This window comes from uncultured Phycicoccus sp., from assembly GCF_947495705.1.
Taxonomy (GTDB): domain Bacteria; phylum Actinomycetota; class Actinomycetes; order Actinomycetales; family Dermatophilaceae; genus Phycicoccus.
The window spans coordinates 1-11,979 of record NZ_CANLZR010000006.1 but is presented as its reverse complement, the minus strand read 5'-3'; the positions used below and the strand labels follow the sequence as shown (position 1 = coordinate 11,979).

14 protein-coding genes and 1 tRNA gene are annotated in these 11,979 nt (G+C 73.9%); 9 read left to right on the top strand and 6 right to left on the bottom strand.

From position 1 onward, the window contains the following. The first annotated feature begins 50 nt into the window (after nt 1-50). From Q0963_RS09980 to Q0963_RS09960, 5 genes are read left to right on the top strand one after another with little or no spacing between them, the layout of a single operon-like run. Nucleotides 51-518, top strand: coding sequence for an NfeD family protein (locus Q0963_RS09980; protein ID WP_299445301.1), 468 nt, complete (start codon nt 51-53; stop codon nt 516-518). 33 nt (nt 519-551) lie between these two features. Further along, nucleotides 552-1,712 (top strand): SPFH domain-containing protein, encoded by a 1,161-nt coding sequence (locus tag Q0963_RS09975; protein WP_299445299.1) that lies wholly within the window; start codon nt 552-554, stop codon nt 1,710-1,712. 57 nt (nt 1,713-1,769) lie between these two features. Next, entirely contained in the window at nt 1,770-2,543 is a 774-nt protein-coding gene (locus Q0963_RS09970) for a sulfite exporter TauE/SafE family protein (RefSeq protein ID WP_299445297.1), read from the top strand. Continuing rightward, nucleotides 2,543-3,262: a sulfite exporter TauE/SafE family protein gene (locus Q0963_RS09965; protein WP_299445295.1), complete on the top strand. Its 720-nt coding sequence runs from the start codon at nt 2,543-2,545 to the stop codon at nt 3,260-3,262. The genes Q0963_RS09970 and Q0963_RS09965 overlap by 1 nt, the downstream gene beginning before the upstream one ends. Nucleotides 3,263-3,272: 10 nt before the next feature. Beyond that, on the top strand, nt 3,273-4,088 hold the full coding sequence (locus Q0963_RS09960; RefSeq protein WP_299445293.1) for an RNA methyltransferase: 816 nt from the start codon (nt 3,273-3,275) through the stop codon (nt 4,086-4,088). On the opposite strand, the gene Q0963_RS09955 is transcribed toward Q0963_RS09960, so the two are convergent. Continuing rightward, entirely contained in the window at nt 4,085-4,462 is a 378-nt protein-coding gene (locus tag Q0963_RS09955; protein WP_299445291.1) for a DUF3037 domain-containing protein, read from the bottom strand. The two genes, Q0963_RS09960 and Q0963_RS09955, sit on opposite strands and share 4 nt — an antisense overlap. Beyond that, on the bottom strand, nt 4,459-5,223 hold the full coding sequence (locus Q0963_RS09950) for a HipA family kinase (RefSeq protein WP_299445290.1): 765 nt from the start codon (nt 5,221-5,223) through the stop codon (nt 4,459-4,461). The genes Q0963_RS09955 and Q0963_RS09950 overlap by 4 nt, the downstream gene beginning before the upstream one ends. 66 nt (nt 5,224-5,289) lie before the next feature. On the opposite strand from Q0963_RS09950, the gene Q0963_RS09945 reads away from it, so the two are divergent. Continuing rightward, on the top strand, nt 5,290-6,789 hold the full coding sequence (locus tag Q0963_RS09945) for a serine/threonine-protein kinase (protein WP_299445289.1): 1,500 nt from the start codon (nt 5,290-5,292) through the stop codon (nt 6,787-6,789). Between the two features lie 52 nt (nt 6,790-6,841). Here the strand turns inward: Q0963_RS09945 and Q0963_RS09940 are convergent. After that, nucleotides 6,842-6,929, bottom strand: a tRNA-Leu gene (locus Q0963_RS09940). Nucleotides 6,930-7,043: 114 nt separating this feature from the next. Between Q0963_RS09940 and Q0963_RS09935 the strand changes: the two genes are divergently transcribed. Then, nucleotides 7,044-8,366: a M20/M25/M40 family metallo-hydrolase gene (locus Q0963_RS09935; RefSeq protein WP_299445288.1), complete on the top strand. Its 1,323-nt coding sequence runs from the start codon at nt 7,044-7,046 to the stop codon at nt 8,364-8,366. Between the two features lie 10 nt (nt 8,367-8,376). Here the strand turns inward: Q0963_RS09935 and Q0963_RS09930 are convergent, their stop codons facing one another. After that, nucleotides 8,377-8,577, bottom strand: coding sequence for a DUF5703 family protein (locus Q0963_RS09930; RefSeq protein WP_299445287.1), 201 nt, complete (start codon nt 8,575-8,577; stop codon nt 8,377-8,379). A 37-nt stretch (nt 8,578-8,614) separates the two neighbouring features. On the opposite strand from Q0963_RS09930, the gene Q0963_RS09925 reads away from it, so the two are divergent. After that, complete coding sequence (locus Q0963_RS09925) at nt 8,615-8,974, top strand: hypothetical protein (protein ID WP_299445285.1); 360 nt, start codon at nt 8,615-8,617, stop codon at nt 8,972-8,974. A gap of 21 nt (nt 8,975-8,995) precedes the next feature. Here the strand turns inward: Q0963_RS09925 and Q0963_RS09920 are convergent, their stop codons facing one another. Beyond that, a complete protein-coding gene (locus tag Q0963_RS09920) occupies nt 8,996-9,940 on the bottom strand; it encodes an aldo/keto reductase (RefSeq protein ID WP_299445284.1) in 945 nt (314 codons plus the stop codon). 108 nt (nt 9,941-10,048) lie between these two features. On the opposite strand from Q0963_RS09920, the gene Q0963_RS09915 reads away from it, so the two are divergent. Continuing rightward, nucleotides 10,049-10,951, top strand: coding sequence for a hypothetical protein (locus Q0963_RS09915; protein WP_299445283.1), 903 nt, complete (start codon nt 10,049-10,051; stop codon nt 10,949-10,951). Here the strand turns inward: Q0963_RS09915 and Q0963_RS09910 are convergent. Next, a partial coding sequence (locus Q0963_RS09910) for an HNH endonuclease signature motif containing protein (protein ID WP_299445282.1) occupies nt 10,948-11,979 on the bottom strand: 1,032 nt, incomplete at its 5' end. The two genes, Q0963_RS09915 and Q0963_RS09910, sit on opposite strands and share 4 nt — an antisense overlap.

Sequence of the window (11,979 nt, the reverse complement as noted above, 5' to 3'; positions counted from 1 at the left end):
AACTTCACCCGGTCCCCACACGTCGGACCGATAACGGAAAGGGGAAGCCGATGGAGTGGCTGACCGAGAACGCCTGGCTCGGCTGGCTCGGGGTCGCGCTGGTCCTGGCGGCGATCGAGGCCGCTACGGTCGACTTCGTGTTCGTCATGTTCGCCGGGGGAGCGCTGGCGGCCGCCATCGCCGCCGCCCTGGGCGCGCCGTTCATCTTCCAGGTGATCATCGGCGTCGCCGCGGCGGTGCTCTTCCTCCTCGTCGTGCGCCCCATCCTCAAGAGCAAGTTCATGGACACCGAGACCGACCACCACATCGGTGCCTCGAGCCTCGTCGGGCGCGAGGCCTGGGTCCTCCAGGCCGTCACCGAGACCGACGGCCGGGTCAAGCTCGCCGGCGAGACCTGGTCGGCCCGTCTCGCCACCGGCAGCACACCCGTCGAGCCCGGCGACCAGGTGCGTGTCATCGCCATCCACGGGGCGACCGCCATCGTCGCGCCCGTGCCCCCAGCCACCCCGACCACCTGACCCGCGCTCCGGCGCTCACGGAAAGGCTCCACCATGGACGGCATCGGTCCGCTCATCGTCATCCTGCTGCTCGCGGCGTTCGCCGTCATCGTGCTCGTCCGCACGGTGCGGATCGTGCCGCAGCAGACGGCGCTCATCATCGAACGGCTGGGCCGGTACTCGCGGACCCTGACCGGCGGGCTGCACTTCCTCGTCCCGTTCGTCGACATCGTCCGGGCCAACATCGACCTGCGTGAGCAGGTCGTCTCGTTCCCGCCGCAGCCGGTCATCACCAGCGACAACCTCGTCGTGTCCATCGACACCGTCATCTACTACCAGGTGATCGACGCCAAGTCGGCGGTCTACGAGATCGCGAACTTCATCGCCGGCATCGAGCAGCTCACGGTGACGACGCTGCGTAACGTCATCGGCTCCCTCGACCTCGAGCAGACCCTGACGAGCCGCGACCAGATCAACGGCCAGCTGCGCGGGGTCCTCGACGAGGCCACCGGCAAGTGGGGCATCCGCGTCAACCGGGTCGAGCTCAAGGCGATCGACCCGCCGGCCTCGATCCAGGAGTCGATGGAGAAGCAGATGAAGGCCGAGCGGGAGCGCCGCGCCATCATTCTCACCGCCGAGGGCTCCAAGGCCAGCCAGATCCTCACCGCCGAGGGTGAGAAGCAGAGCCAGATCCTGCGCGCCGAGGGCTCGGCCCAGGCCCGCATCCTCGAGGCCCAGGGCCAGGCGCGGGCCATCCAACAGGTGTTCGACGCGATCCACCGGGGCAAGCCGACCCAGAAGCTGCTCGCCTACCAGTACCTTCAGGTGCTGCCCCAGATCGCCCGTGGCGACTCGAACAAGATGTGGATCATCCCCAGCGAGCTCACCGACGCCCTGCGGGGCATCGGCGGCGCGCTCGGTGCCACCAAGCCCGGCGCCGACGGCGACGACGACGACTGGGTGGAGCCCGAGCAGGCCATCAGCAACGCCTTCGAGGAGACCACCCTCGCCGACCCGGCCACCGCGCTGGCGGAGGCCCGGGGCCAGGCCGCGCAGTCCAGCAAGGAGGCCGAGGAGCACGCGCAGCCGGCGTCACGGGTCCAGCCGCCGGTGCGGCCCGGGGCCGACGCGGTCCCGCCGCGCCAGGCGCCGCCCGCCCAGACCCCGCCGCCGCCCCCCGCGGCACCTGCGGAGGAGCCCCCCGCGGACCGCTGAGTCCGTTCGCGGACACCGACACCCGAACACCCGGACACCCGGACATAGGGTGTCCGGGTGTCCGTCGGTGAAGCCCTCCTCGTCGTGCTCGCCGGCATCGGGGCGGGCACGATCAACACCATCGTCGGGTCGGGGACGCTTCTCACCTTCCCGACCCTGCTGCTGCTCGGGGTGCCGCCCGTGACGGCCAACATCTCGAACAACATCGGGCTCGTCCCCGGCAGCCTCACGGGGGCCGTCGGGTACCGCGCCGAGCTCGCCGGGGCGGCGCCCGCGCTGCGCCGGCTCGTGCCGATGTCCCTCGTCGGTGCGCTCGGCGGGGCCGTCCTGCTGCTCGTGCTCGACCCCGCCGTGTTCCGCACCGTGGTCCCGGTGCTCATCCTCCTCGGGGTCGTCCTCGTCCTCGTCGGGCCGCGGGTCAACGCCTGGGCGCTGCGCCGCCGCGAGTCCGGCGACGGGTCCGAACGCACCCACCTCCTCGTCATGCGCGGCGGGATCCTCGGAGCCGGGGTGTACGGCGGCTACTTCGGGGCGGCTCAGGGCGTCATCCTCATGGGCATCCTGGGCGCCCTGTCGAGCGAGCCGCTGCAGCGCCTCAACGGCTACAAGAACGTCCTCGGGACGGTCGTCAACGCAGTCGCGGCGCTCGTCTTCATCGTCGTGGCGCCCGACCGGATCGACTGGGTCGTCGTGCTCCTCATCGCCGTTGGCGCGACGGTCGGGGGCGTCGTCGGCGCCACCGTCGGCCGGCGGCTCCCGACCCCGGTCCTGCGGGGCGTCATCGTCGTCGTCGGACTCGTCGCCGTCGCCAAGCTCGTCCTCTTCCCCTGATGGACTGGCCGGTCGTCCTCACCCTCGGGGTGGCGGTGCTCGGCGGCGCCGTCGTGCAGTCGAGCATCGGGTTCGGGATGGCTGTCGTCGCGGCCCCGGCCGTCGTGCTCCTGGCCCCTGAGCTCATGCCGGCGGCCCTGCTCGTCCCCGGGGTGACGTTGCCGCTGCTCCAGCTCACGCACGGCGTCCGCGACATCGCGTGGCGGCCCCTGGGCTGGGCGCTCGGCGCCCGCGCGCTGTTCGTCCCGGTCGGGGTCGCCATCGTCGTGTGGTTCTCGCCCCGGGCGATCGGCGCCCTCGTCGGGGTGCTCATCCTCGTCACGGTGGTGCTGTCCGTGCGGTCCCTCCACCTGCGGGCCACCCCGCGCAACGCCGTCGTCGCCGGGGCGGTGTCCGGCGTCTCGGGCACGGCGGCCGCGATCGGGGGCCCGTTCCTCGCGCTCGTCCTGCAGCACGAGCGCCCCGACCGGGCGCGCTCGACCCTCGCGGTCTTCTTCACGGCCGGCTCGCTGCTGGCGGTGGGCGGGCTGGCCGTCTGGGGCGCGGTGACGCGCGAGCAGCTCCTCACCGACCTGGTGTGGGTGCCCTTCGCCCTGCTCGGGTACGCCGCGGCCGCGCCCGTCCGGGCCCGGGTCGACGAAGGCCTCTTCCGCCGGGCCGTCCTCGCGTTCTGCGTCGTGGCGGGGCTCACCGTCATCGCCCGCGCGGCCCTGGCCTAGCCTTGCGGGCGTGCCGACGCTGATCGAGGATCCCGCCGACCCGCGTCTGCTGGACTACGTCGGACTCACCGACGTCGCGCTGCGCCGTCGCACCGAGCCCGATCGCGGCCTGTACATCGCCGAGTCCGAGAAGGTCATCCGCCGGGCGCTGGCCGCGGGTCACCGCCCGCGCTCCTACCTCATGGCGGAGCGCTGGCTCACCGACCTCGCCGACCTCGTCGACGCCGCGGAGGCCGACGGCGTCCCGGTGTTCGTCGGGGACCACGAGATCATCGAGTCGCTCACCGGCTTCCACCTCCACCGGGGAGCCCTCGCCGCGATGCACCGCCCGGTGCTGCCCACCGTGGCGTCGGCCCTGGACGGGGCGCGGCGGGTGCTGGTGCTCGAGGACGTCGTCGACCACACCAATGTCGGCGCGGTCTTCCGGAGCGCAGCGGCTCTCGGGGTGGACGCCGTCCTCGTCACGCCACGGTGCGCGGACCCGCTGTACCGCCGGGCGATCCGGGTCTCGATGGGGACGGTGTTCCAGGTGCCGTGGACGCGTATCGACCCGTGGCCGGGCGGCATCGCGGACCTGCACCGCCTCGGCTTCCACGTGGCGGCCCTCGCGCTGTCCGACGACTCCGTGGGCCTGGACGCCCTGGCCGCCGACCCTCCGGAGCGGCTGGCGCTCGTGCTCGGTACCGAGGGCGACGGGCTGTCGACGCGCACCGTCGCATCGGTGGACACCGTCGTGCGGATCCCGATGCGTGGCGGCGTCGACTCGCTCAACGTCGCGGCCGCAGGCGCCGTCGCGGCGTGGGCGCTGCGGGTGCCTGCCGGCTAGCGGACGAGGCGGTCGAGGAGTCGCTGCACCTCGGCGTCCGGGTCGTCGGTGGCGCCCCCGTGGACCGGGCCGGGCTGCAGCACCGTCGAGCGGGGGGCGCTGAGCCAGCCGAAGCGCTTGCCCTGGGTCGTCAGCGTCGCGTCGACGCCCGGGGGTGGGGTGTGACACATCTCGGCGACGGCGTCGAGGGCCGCCCGCAGCACCTCCAGGTCGGCGTCGGGAGCGACCGCGCGGATGCGGTCGTCGTCGACGTGCCAGGCGCACTGGAGCACCCCGGCGGACTGGGAGTGCAGCACGACCCCGACGTTGAGGCACTCGCCCCGGTCGACGCGCGGGACGAAGCGGATGACGACGTACTGGTAGGGGTGGCTCATGCGGCACCTCCGAGCCAGGCGTCGGGCTGCTCGAGCCGCAGGACGAGGTGCTCGAGGTAGGTGGCCCGGACCGTGTCGAGGTCGGGCAGGCTCGCCGTGGTCTCGAGCCACTGCTCGGGCACCTCGGCGACGACGTCGCGCAGGACGTCCGCGGTGAGCCGGGGTGCGAGGCGGTCGTGCGTCTCGCGCAACGGGGCCGCCACCGGGGCCAGGACGTGGCCGCTGTCGTCGAACGGCTGGCCGACGAACCGGCCCACGTCCGGGGGCCGGCTGGGCCACGCGTGGTGGAACCACAGCGCGGCGCCGTGGTCGATGGCCCAGGTGCGCCCGTGCCAGACGAGCAGGTTCGGGTTGGCCCAGGTGCGGTCGACGTTGGCGGTGTAGGCGTCGAGCCAGCGGATCGCGCCGGCGTCCTGCGCCGTCGGCGGGCGGGACCCGTCGTAGCCGAACGCACCGGGGAGGAAGTCGACGCCGAGGTTGTGCCCCGGGCTCGCGGTGAGCAGGTCCTGGACCTCCTCGTCGGCCTCGTAGCGGGCGATGGCGCTCGGGAGGTCGACGACGGCCAGTCGCGGCGTCGGGATGTCGAGCCGGCGCGCGATCTCCCCGACGATCACCTCGGCGACGAGGACCTTGCGGCCCTGGCCGGCGCCGCTGAACTTCACGACGTACGTGCCGAGGTCGTCGGCCTCGACGAGCCCCGGCAGCGAGCCGCCCTCGCGGAGCGGGCTCACGTACCGGACGGCGGTGACGGTCTCGAGCACGCCCCCAGGTTAGCGATGCCGGTCCTCGGTGCCGACCGGGAGCACCTCGTCACTAGGCTGCCGTGGGTGAGCACCGACGACACGCGCCCTCTCGCGGACCGCTACGTCCTCGACACTCCCATCGGCCGGGGCGGCATGGGAGAGGTCTGGCGGGCCACCGACACCGTCCTCGGCCGCCAGGTGGCGATCAAGACCATCGACCTGCGGCGGGTGCCGGACGAGAGCGGCGCGGCCCGGTTCGAGCGGGAGGCGAAGGTCACCGCTGGGATGAGCCACCCCAACATCGTGACCGTCCACGACACCGGCGTCGAGGGCGACACCGCCTACCTCGTCATGGAGCTGCTGCCCGGCCCGAGCCTGGCCGACCGCCTGGCCGAGGGGCCGCTGCCCGTCGAGGAGGTCGTCGAGGTGGGCCGGCAGGTCGCCTCCGCCCTGGACGCGGCGCACCGGCGGGGGCTGGTGCACCGTGACATCAAGCCGGCGAACCTCGTGTACGCCGCGGACGACCGCGTGCGCGTCGTCGACTTCGGCATCACCCAGCTCGGGGAGGCCGGCGCCGAGCAGGCGTTGACCGCCACGCACACCGTCATGGGCACCGCGGAGTACCTCGCCCCGGAACAGGCCACGGGCGGGCGGGTCGACGGTCGCGCCGACCTCTACGCGCTCGGCTGCGTCCTGTTCGCGCTGCTCACCGGGAAGGCCCCCTTCCGCGGCGCCACCCCCGTGGCGACGATGATGATGCACGCCAACGACCCCGTCCCCGACCTGCAGGCGCTGCGCCCCGACGCGCCCGCCTGGCTCGTGGGGGTCGTGCGGGGGCTGCTCGCCAAGGACCCCGCCGACCGCCCCGAGGACGCCGCGGCCCTCGTCACCGCGCTCGCGTCGCGACGTGCCCCGTCGGGAGCCGCTGCGGCCGGTGCAGCGGCGGCGGCCACGTCCGTCCTGCCGGCCTCCGGCGCGGACCCGACCCAGCGCCTCGACCCCACTCCCGCGCCGCCACCGCCGCCGCCCACGTCGCCGTCGACGGCGCTGCCGCCCCCGGAGCGGGCCCGTGGCGGGTCCTCGGCGGCGCTGTGGGTCCTGGCCGCCGCGGCGCTGCTGGCGCTCGCTCTCGTCGCGTGGCAGGTCTTCGGTGGGGACGACACGGGTGGGGAGCCGGCGCCGTCGGTGACCCCGACGGCGACGTCCCCGGAGCCCGCCCCGTCGACGACCGAGCCGGAGCCCACCCCGTCGACGACCGAGCCCTCGCCGACGCCCACCGAGGAGGCGCCGGACCCGGCCCCGGTCGCCGACGCCCGGCAGGCGCTGGGCGAGGAGGTCAAGGCGCTCCAGCAGGAGGACGTCATCGACAAGGACGGCGCCAAGACGGTCGAGGACCCGCTCAAGGACGTCGACAAGGCCCTGCGGGAGGACGACCAGGAGGCGCTCGTCGAGGCCCGGGACTCCCTGCTCGAGGACTACCGCGAGGCCGTCGACGAGGGCGTCATCCCCGCCGAGGGCAGCGCCCGGCTCGACCCGCTCGTCCAGGGCTTCTCGGACGCGGTCGACACCTACGTCGGCGGCTGAGCGGGCCCGCACGACGAAGGCCCCGAACCTGTGTGGTTCGGGGCCTTCGTGCTGGTGTCCGAGGGGGGACTTGAACCCCCATGCCCTATACGGGCACTAGCACCTCAAGCTAGCGCGTCTGCCAATTCCGCCACCCGGACGAGTGGTGCGGGAGCGGCCCCTGGGGAGGGCCTCCTGCGACCCGGAACGATACACGGTCCTGCGTGTGGAACCGAAATCGACCCGGCGTCCGCGTCCCTCCTAGGGTGGGTGCCATGACCGACACGCTGCGCCCCGAGGACGAGGTCGTCCGGATCTGCCAGGAGCTGATCCGGATCGACACGAGCAACTACGGCGACGGCAGCGGGCCGGGGGAGGCCGAGGCGGCCGCCTACGTCGTCGCGCAGCTGCGCGAGGTGGGCCTGGAGCCGCAGACCTACGAGTCGGACCCGGGGCGGGTCAGCGTCGCCGTCCGGATCCCCGGGGCCGACCCCGAGCGCGGCGCGCTGTGCGTGCACGGCCACCTCGACGTCGTCCCGGCGAACGCGGCCGACTGGTCCGTCGACCCGTTCGCGGGGGAGGAGCGCGACGGCTGCGTCTGGGGGCGCGGTGCCGTCGACATGAAGGACATGGACGCGATGATGCTCGCGTGCGTCCGCGACATCGCCCGGCGCGGGGTCGTGCCGCCGCGCGACCTCGTCGTCGTCTTCTTCGCCGACGAGGAGGCCGGCGGGGTCAAGGGGTCGCACTTCATGGTCGAGCAGCACCCCGAGGTGTTCGAGGGCGTCACCGAGGCGATCAGCGAGGTGGGCGGCTACAGCGTGACCGTCACCGACCGGCACGGTGACGAGAAGCGCACCTACCTGCTCCAGACGGCCGAGAAGGGCATCGCCTGGCTGCGGCTCACCGCCGACGGCCGGGCGGGCCACGGGTCGGTGCCGAACGACGAGAACGCCATCGTCCGGCTCGCCGAGGCCATCGCCCGGATCGCCGAGCACAAGTGGCCGCGGGAGTACATCCCGTCGGTGCGCACGCTGCTCGACGGCCTCTCGGAGCTGACCGGCACCGGGTGGTCCGACGAGGACCTCGAGGAGCTGCTCGCCCACCTCGGCGGCGCCCAGGGGTTCGTGCGCGGCACGCTGCAGGACACGAGCAACGTCACGATGCTCGACGCGGGCTACAAGCACAACGTCATCCCGCAGCACGCCTCGGCGAACGTCGACTGCCGCTTCCTCCCCGGCCACGAGGAGGACCTGCTCGACACGATCCGGGAGCTGGCCGGCGAGCACGTGCAGGTGGAGGTGCTGCACCGGGACATCGCCCTCGACGCCCCGTTCGAGGGGGACCTCGTGGAGCGGATGGTCGAGGCGCTGCGCACCGAGGACCCCGAGGCCGAGGTGCTGCCGTACTGCCTGTCGGGTGGCACCGACAACAAGGCGCTGTCGCTGCTCGGCATCACCGGCTACGGGTTCGCGCCGCTCCGGCTCCCGGCCGACCTCGACTTCGCCCCGATGTTCCACGGCATCGACGAGCGGGTGCCCACCGACTCGCTGCGCTTCGGCGCCCGCGTGCTGGGTCGCCTGCTCGGGACCTGCTGACCGGCGCGGGTCACCAGCCGGAGGCCACCGAGGTCCGGCGGGCGCGGATGATGCGGCGGCGCAACCAGGTCCGGGTCCGGCCGCCCACGTAGGTGCGGGTGCGAGCGAGCTCCCAGTGGCCGTACTCGGCGTGCTCGGTGAGCGTGCGGCAGATGGCGGAACGGTCCGCCTCACGCCCGAAGTTCAGGACGAGGTACTCGTAGTCGGCCACCACCACATTCTGCGCCAGGACCGGTACGGTTCGATGCATGACCACGGATCCGCGTGCCGCTCTGGCCCAGCTCATCTCGGCGTTCGAGCGCCACCTCGAGGTGTGCAGCACGCGCCGCGGGGACGACGACCCGAACGTCGTCGCCGCGTACGACGACCTGGCCGACGCGTTCGAGGAGTACGACGCCTCGCTGTACGAGGCCTACAGCGAGATGACGCCGCTCGACATCTACGGTGCCGACGACAACGGCGACGATGACGACGACGACGACGACGATGACGACGACGACGACGAGGACGGCGTCGACGACCACGACGACGAGGACGGCGACGACAGCCGGACCTACGCGGGCCTCGACGGCGACGACGTCGACTTCGAGGACGACGAGGACGACTGAGCCGGCCGGCCGCGCCGCTCGTCAGGAGTGGTCGAGCGAGACCTCGTCGAGGGCGTCGATGATCTGCCGCGGCAGCTCGACCTCCTCGGACGTCAGGAGGACCGCCAGCTGGGCGGCCGTGCGGGGGCCGATGATCGGCGCGGTGACCCCGGGTCGGTCGCGGACCCAGGTGAGGGCCAGCACGGCGGGTGAGACCCCGAGCCCGTCGGCCGCGGTACGCACCGCCTCGACGACGCCCTTGGTGTGGTCCCCGGCGTGCCGGCCGGTGAACCGAGCGAACTCGTCCGAGGCGAGGCGGGAGTCGGCGGGGACGCCGGTGCGGTAGCGCCCCGCGAGGACCCCGCGGCCGAGCGGGGACCAGGGGAGCAGCCCGAAGCCGAGGGAGGCGGACGCGGCGACGAGCTCACGCTCGGGGCGCCGCTCGACGAGGCTGTACTCGACGGAGTTCGCGGCGAGCGGGACGCCCTCGGCGGCCAGGAGCGACATCGCGCGGGCCGCCTGCCAGCCGACGTGGTTCGACACCCCGACGTAGCGTGCGCGACCGCTGCGCCAGGCGTGGACGAGGGCGCCGACGGTCTCCTCGAGCGGGGTGTCGTCGTCCCAGGTGTGGGCGAGCCAGACGTCGACGTGGTCGGTGCGCAGGCGCCGCAACGACAGGTCGAGCTGCGCGAGCATCGTGCGCCTGGAGCAGTCGACTACGCGCTCACCCGAGGCGCGGCTGATGCCGGACTTGGTGACGATGACGACCTCGCCCCGGTCGGGCCCTTCGAGCAGGTCGCCGAGCAGGTCCTCGGCCGCACCGCCCGCGTAGCCGTGCGCGGTGTCGACGAGGGTGCCCCCGGCGGCCCGGAACGCGGTGAGGAGGTCGCGGGCGTCCTCGGGGGAGGTGCGGGTGCCCCAGGCCATCGTCCCGAGGGCGAGCCGCGACACGGTGAGCCCGGTGGCCCCGAGGCGGCGGGTCAGCATGCGGGCGACCCTACCGTCGCCGCGAGCGGGCGACCCGGAGGCCACGTGGAGTGGACGCCACGCGTCGTCCCCTCTGCGCCAGACCGATCGGGGCTCTAGGGTGACGCGATGGACGAGGGCCTCGAGTGGGACGGCGCCCCCGGTGCCGCCGTCCTTCGGCTGCCGGACGGCGCTGTCTCCGCGGGCCTGGTCATGCTGCACGGGGCGAGCGACGGCCGTGCTCGTCAGCCGCTGTTCGACGGGCTGGCCGCGGCTCTGGCGCCTCTGGGCATCGCTGCCCTCGGCTACGAGCGCCGCGCCGTGGCCGGCGGCGACACCCCACTTCGTGTGCAGGCAGCAGACGCGGTCGGTGCCGTGCGAGCCCTGCAGGCCCGGCTGGGACGCCCGGTGGGCGTGTCCGGGTTCAGCCAGGGCGCGTGGGCTGCGGCGCTGGCGGCCGCCGACGATGCGGTCGGCTTCCTCGTCGTCCTCGGCTGTAGTGGCGTCACCCCTGCCGAACAGATGCGCTTCCACACCGATGAGCTGCTGCGGCGCCGCGGGTTCTCCGACCGTGAACGGGGCCGGAACCGCGAGCTGCGTCTCAGACTCGAGGACCACCTGCGGCAGCCCGTCCTCGACCGGTCGGTGCGCGACGCGCTGGACGCCGACCTGCGTGCGGCGGCACGCGAACCGTGGTTCCCCGTGTCCTACCTGCCGTCGGCGGTGCCGCCCGGCTCGTCGGGGTGGGACGACATGGACTTCGACCCAGTCCCGTCCTTCGGCGCGGTCCGAGTCCCGGTCCTGGCCATCTGGGGAGAGGACGAGGAGTGCGTGCCCCGCGAGGTGAGCCGCGACCGATGGCAGGAGTCCGGCGCAGACGTCACCCTCGTCGACCTGCCGGGTTGCGGGCACTGGCCGGTGGTCGGCAGCAGTCACCCCGACTACGCAGGGCAGGAGGAGGACGCACTCGCGCCGAGCTTCACCGCGAGCGTCGCGACGTGGCTGGGCCGATGGCTCAGCACCGCAGGCTAGAAGGGTGGCGGGTCGGTGGCCGAGGGGCGGGCGCGTGAGCGTCGGCGCCGGTGTGGGGGTCGGGGGTCGAGGTGGAGGTTGCGGGCGGTGAGGTCGTGGAGGTCGACGCGGCAGCGGGGGGCGGTGAGTGCGCCGCTTAGGTGGTGTTCGAGGGTGAAGTCGAGGGGGGAGTGGGGGCCGTCGGGGACGGCGAGGCTGGGGGTGCCTGGTGCCGGCGGGGTGGGGTCGGTGCCGGTGTCGGGGAGGGTGGCGTGGTGGCGGTGGTCGGTGGGGTGGGTGGTGCGGTGCCGGCCGGTGGGGTCGGTCCAGGTCATGGTGGCGTCGGGGTGCAGGGTGGCGCGCCAGCCGGGGCGTTGTTTGGTGCGGTGGTGGCGGCGGCAGAGGGTGGCGAGGTTGGTGGCAGTGGTGGGGCCGGTGGGCCAGGGGGTGACGTGGTCGAGGTCGCAGAACCGGGCGGCGACGTGGCAGCCGGGGAACCGGCAGTGCCGGTCGCGGGCCCTGACGAGCGCGGTGAGGGCGGCGCCGGGTCGGTAGGCGGTGGTGGCCAGGGCGTCGCCGAGGTCGGTGAGGGCCCCGGTGCCGGGGTGGCACGGCACGACCCGGGCCCGGCCGAGGCTGTCCCGGCCGGTGGTGGTGGCGCGGATGGCGTCCTCCAGCCAGCCGCGCGGGACCAGGACCGGGTCGGCGGCCGCCGGCCCGGTCACCTCGACGAGGTCATCCGCGGCGGACGCGGTCGTCACCACCGCGGGGTCCGGCGCCAGGGCCGGGCGTGCTGGGGGAGCGACGCGTGCGGTGGTGGCTGGTGGCTCCGTGCTACCCGGGGTGGCCGCAGCGGCTGGGGTGTCATGGGCGAGGGATGTCGTGCCTGGCGTGGTCGCGGTGGCGGTAGCCGACGTGTCCGCGGTGGCTGGGGTGGCCGCTGTGGCCGCGGTGGTGAGGACGACCTGGACGTCGATGGTGGCCTGGCCGGTGACGAGGTCGGTGAGGGCCTTGGCGCGGGCCCGGTCGATCCGCTCACAGACGCCGTC

Excerpts from the sequence above, each read along its gene's own strand:
- Q0963_RS09980 (WP_299445301.1), top strand. The coding sequence starts at position 51 with ATGGAGTGGCTGACCGAGAACGCCTGGCTCGGCTGGCTCGGGGTCGCG.
- Q0963_RS09975 (WP_299445299.1), top strand. The coding sequence starts at position 552 with ATGGACGGCATCGGTCCGCTCATCGTCATCCTGCTGCTCGCGGCGTTC.
- Q0963_RS09965 (WP_299445295.1), top strand. The coding sequence starts at position 2,543 with ATGGACTGGCCGGTCGTCCTCACCCTCGGGGTGGCGGTGCTCGGCGGC.
- Q0963_RS09955 (WP_299445291.1), bottom strand. The coding sequence starts at position 4,462 with ATGAGCCACCCCTACCAGTACGTCGTCATCCGCTTCGTCCCGCGCGTC.
- Q0963_RS09935 (WP_299445288.1), top strand. The coding sequence starts at position 7,044 with ATGACCGACACGCTGCGCCCCGAGGACGAGGTCGTCCGGATCTGCCAG.
- Q0963_RS09925 (WP_299445285.1), top strand. The coding sequence starts at position 8,615 with ATGACCACGGATCCGCGTGCCGCTCTGGCCCAGCTCATCTCGGCGTTC.
- Q0963_RS09920 (WP_299445284.1), bottom strand. The coding sequence starts at position 9,940 with ATGCTGACCCGCCGCCTCGGGGCCACCGGGCTCACCGTGTCGCGGCTC.
- Q0963_RS09915 (WP_299445283.1), top strand. The coding sequence starts at position 10,049 with ATGGACGAGGGCCTCGAGTGGGACGGCGCCCCCGGTGCCGCCGTCCTT.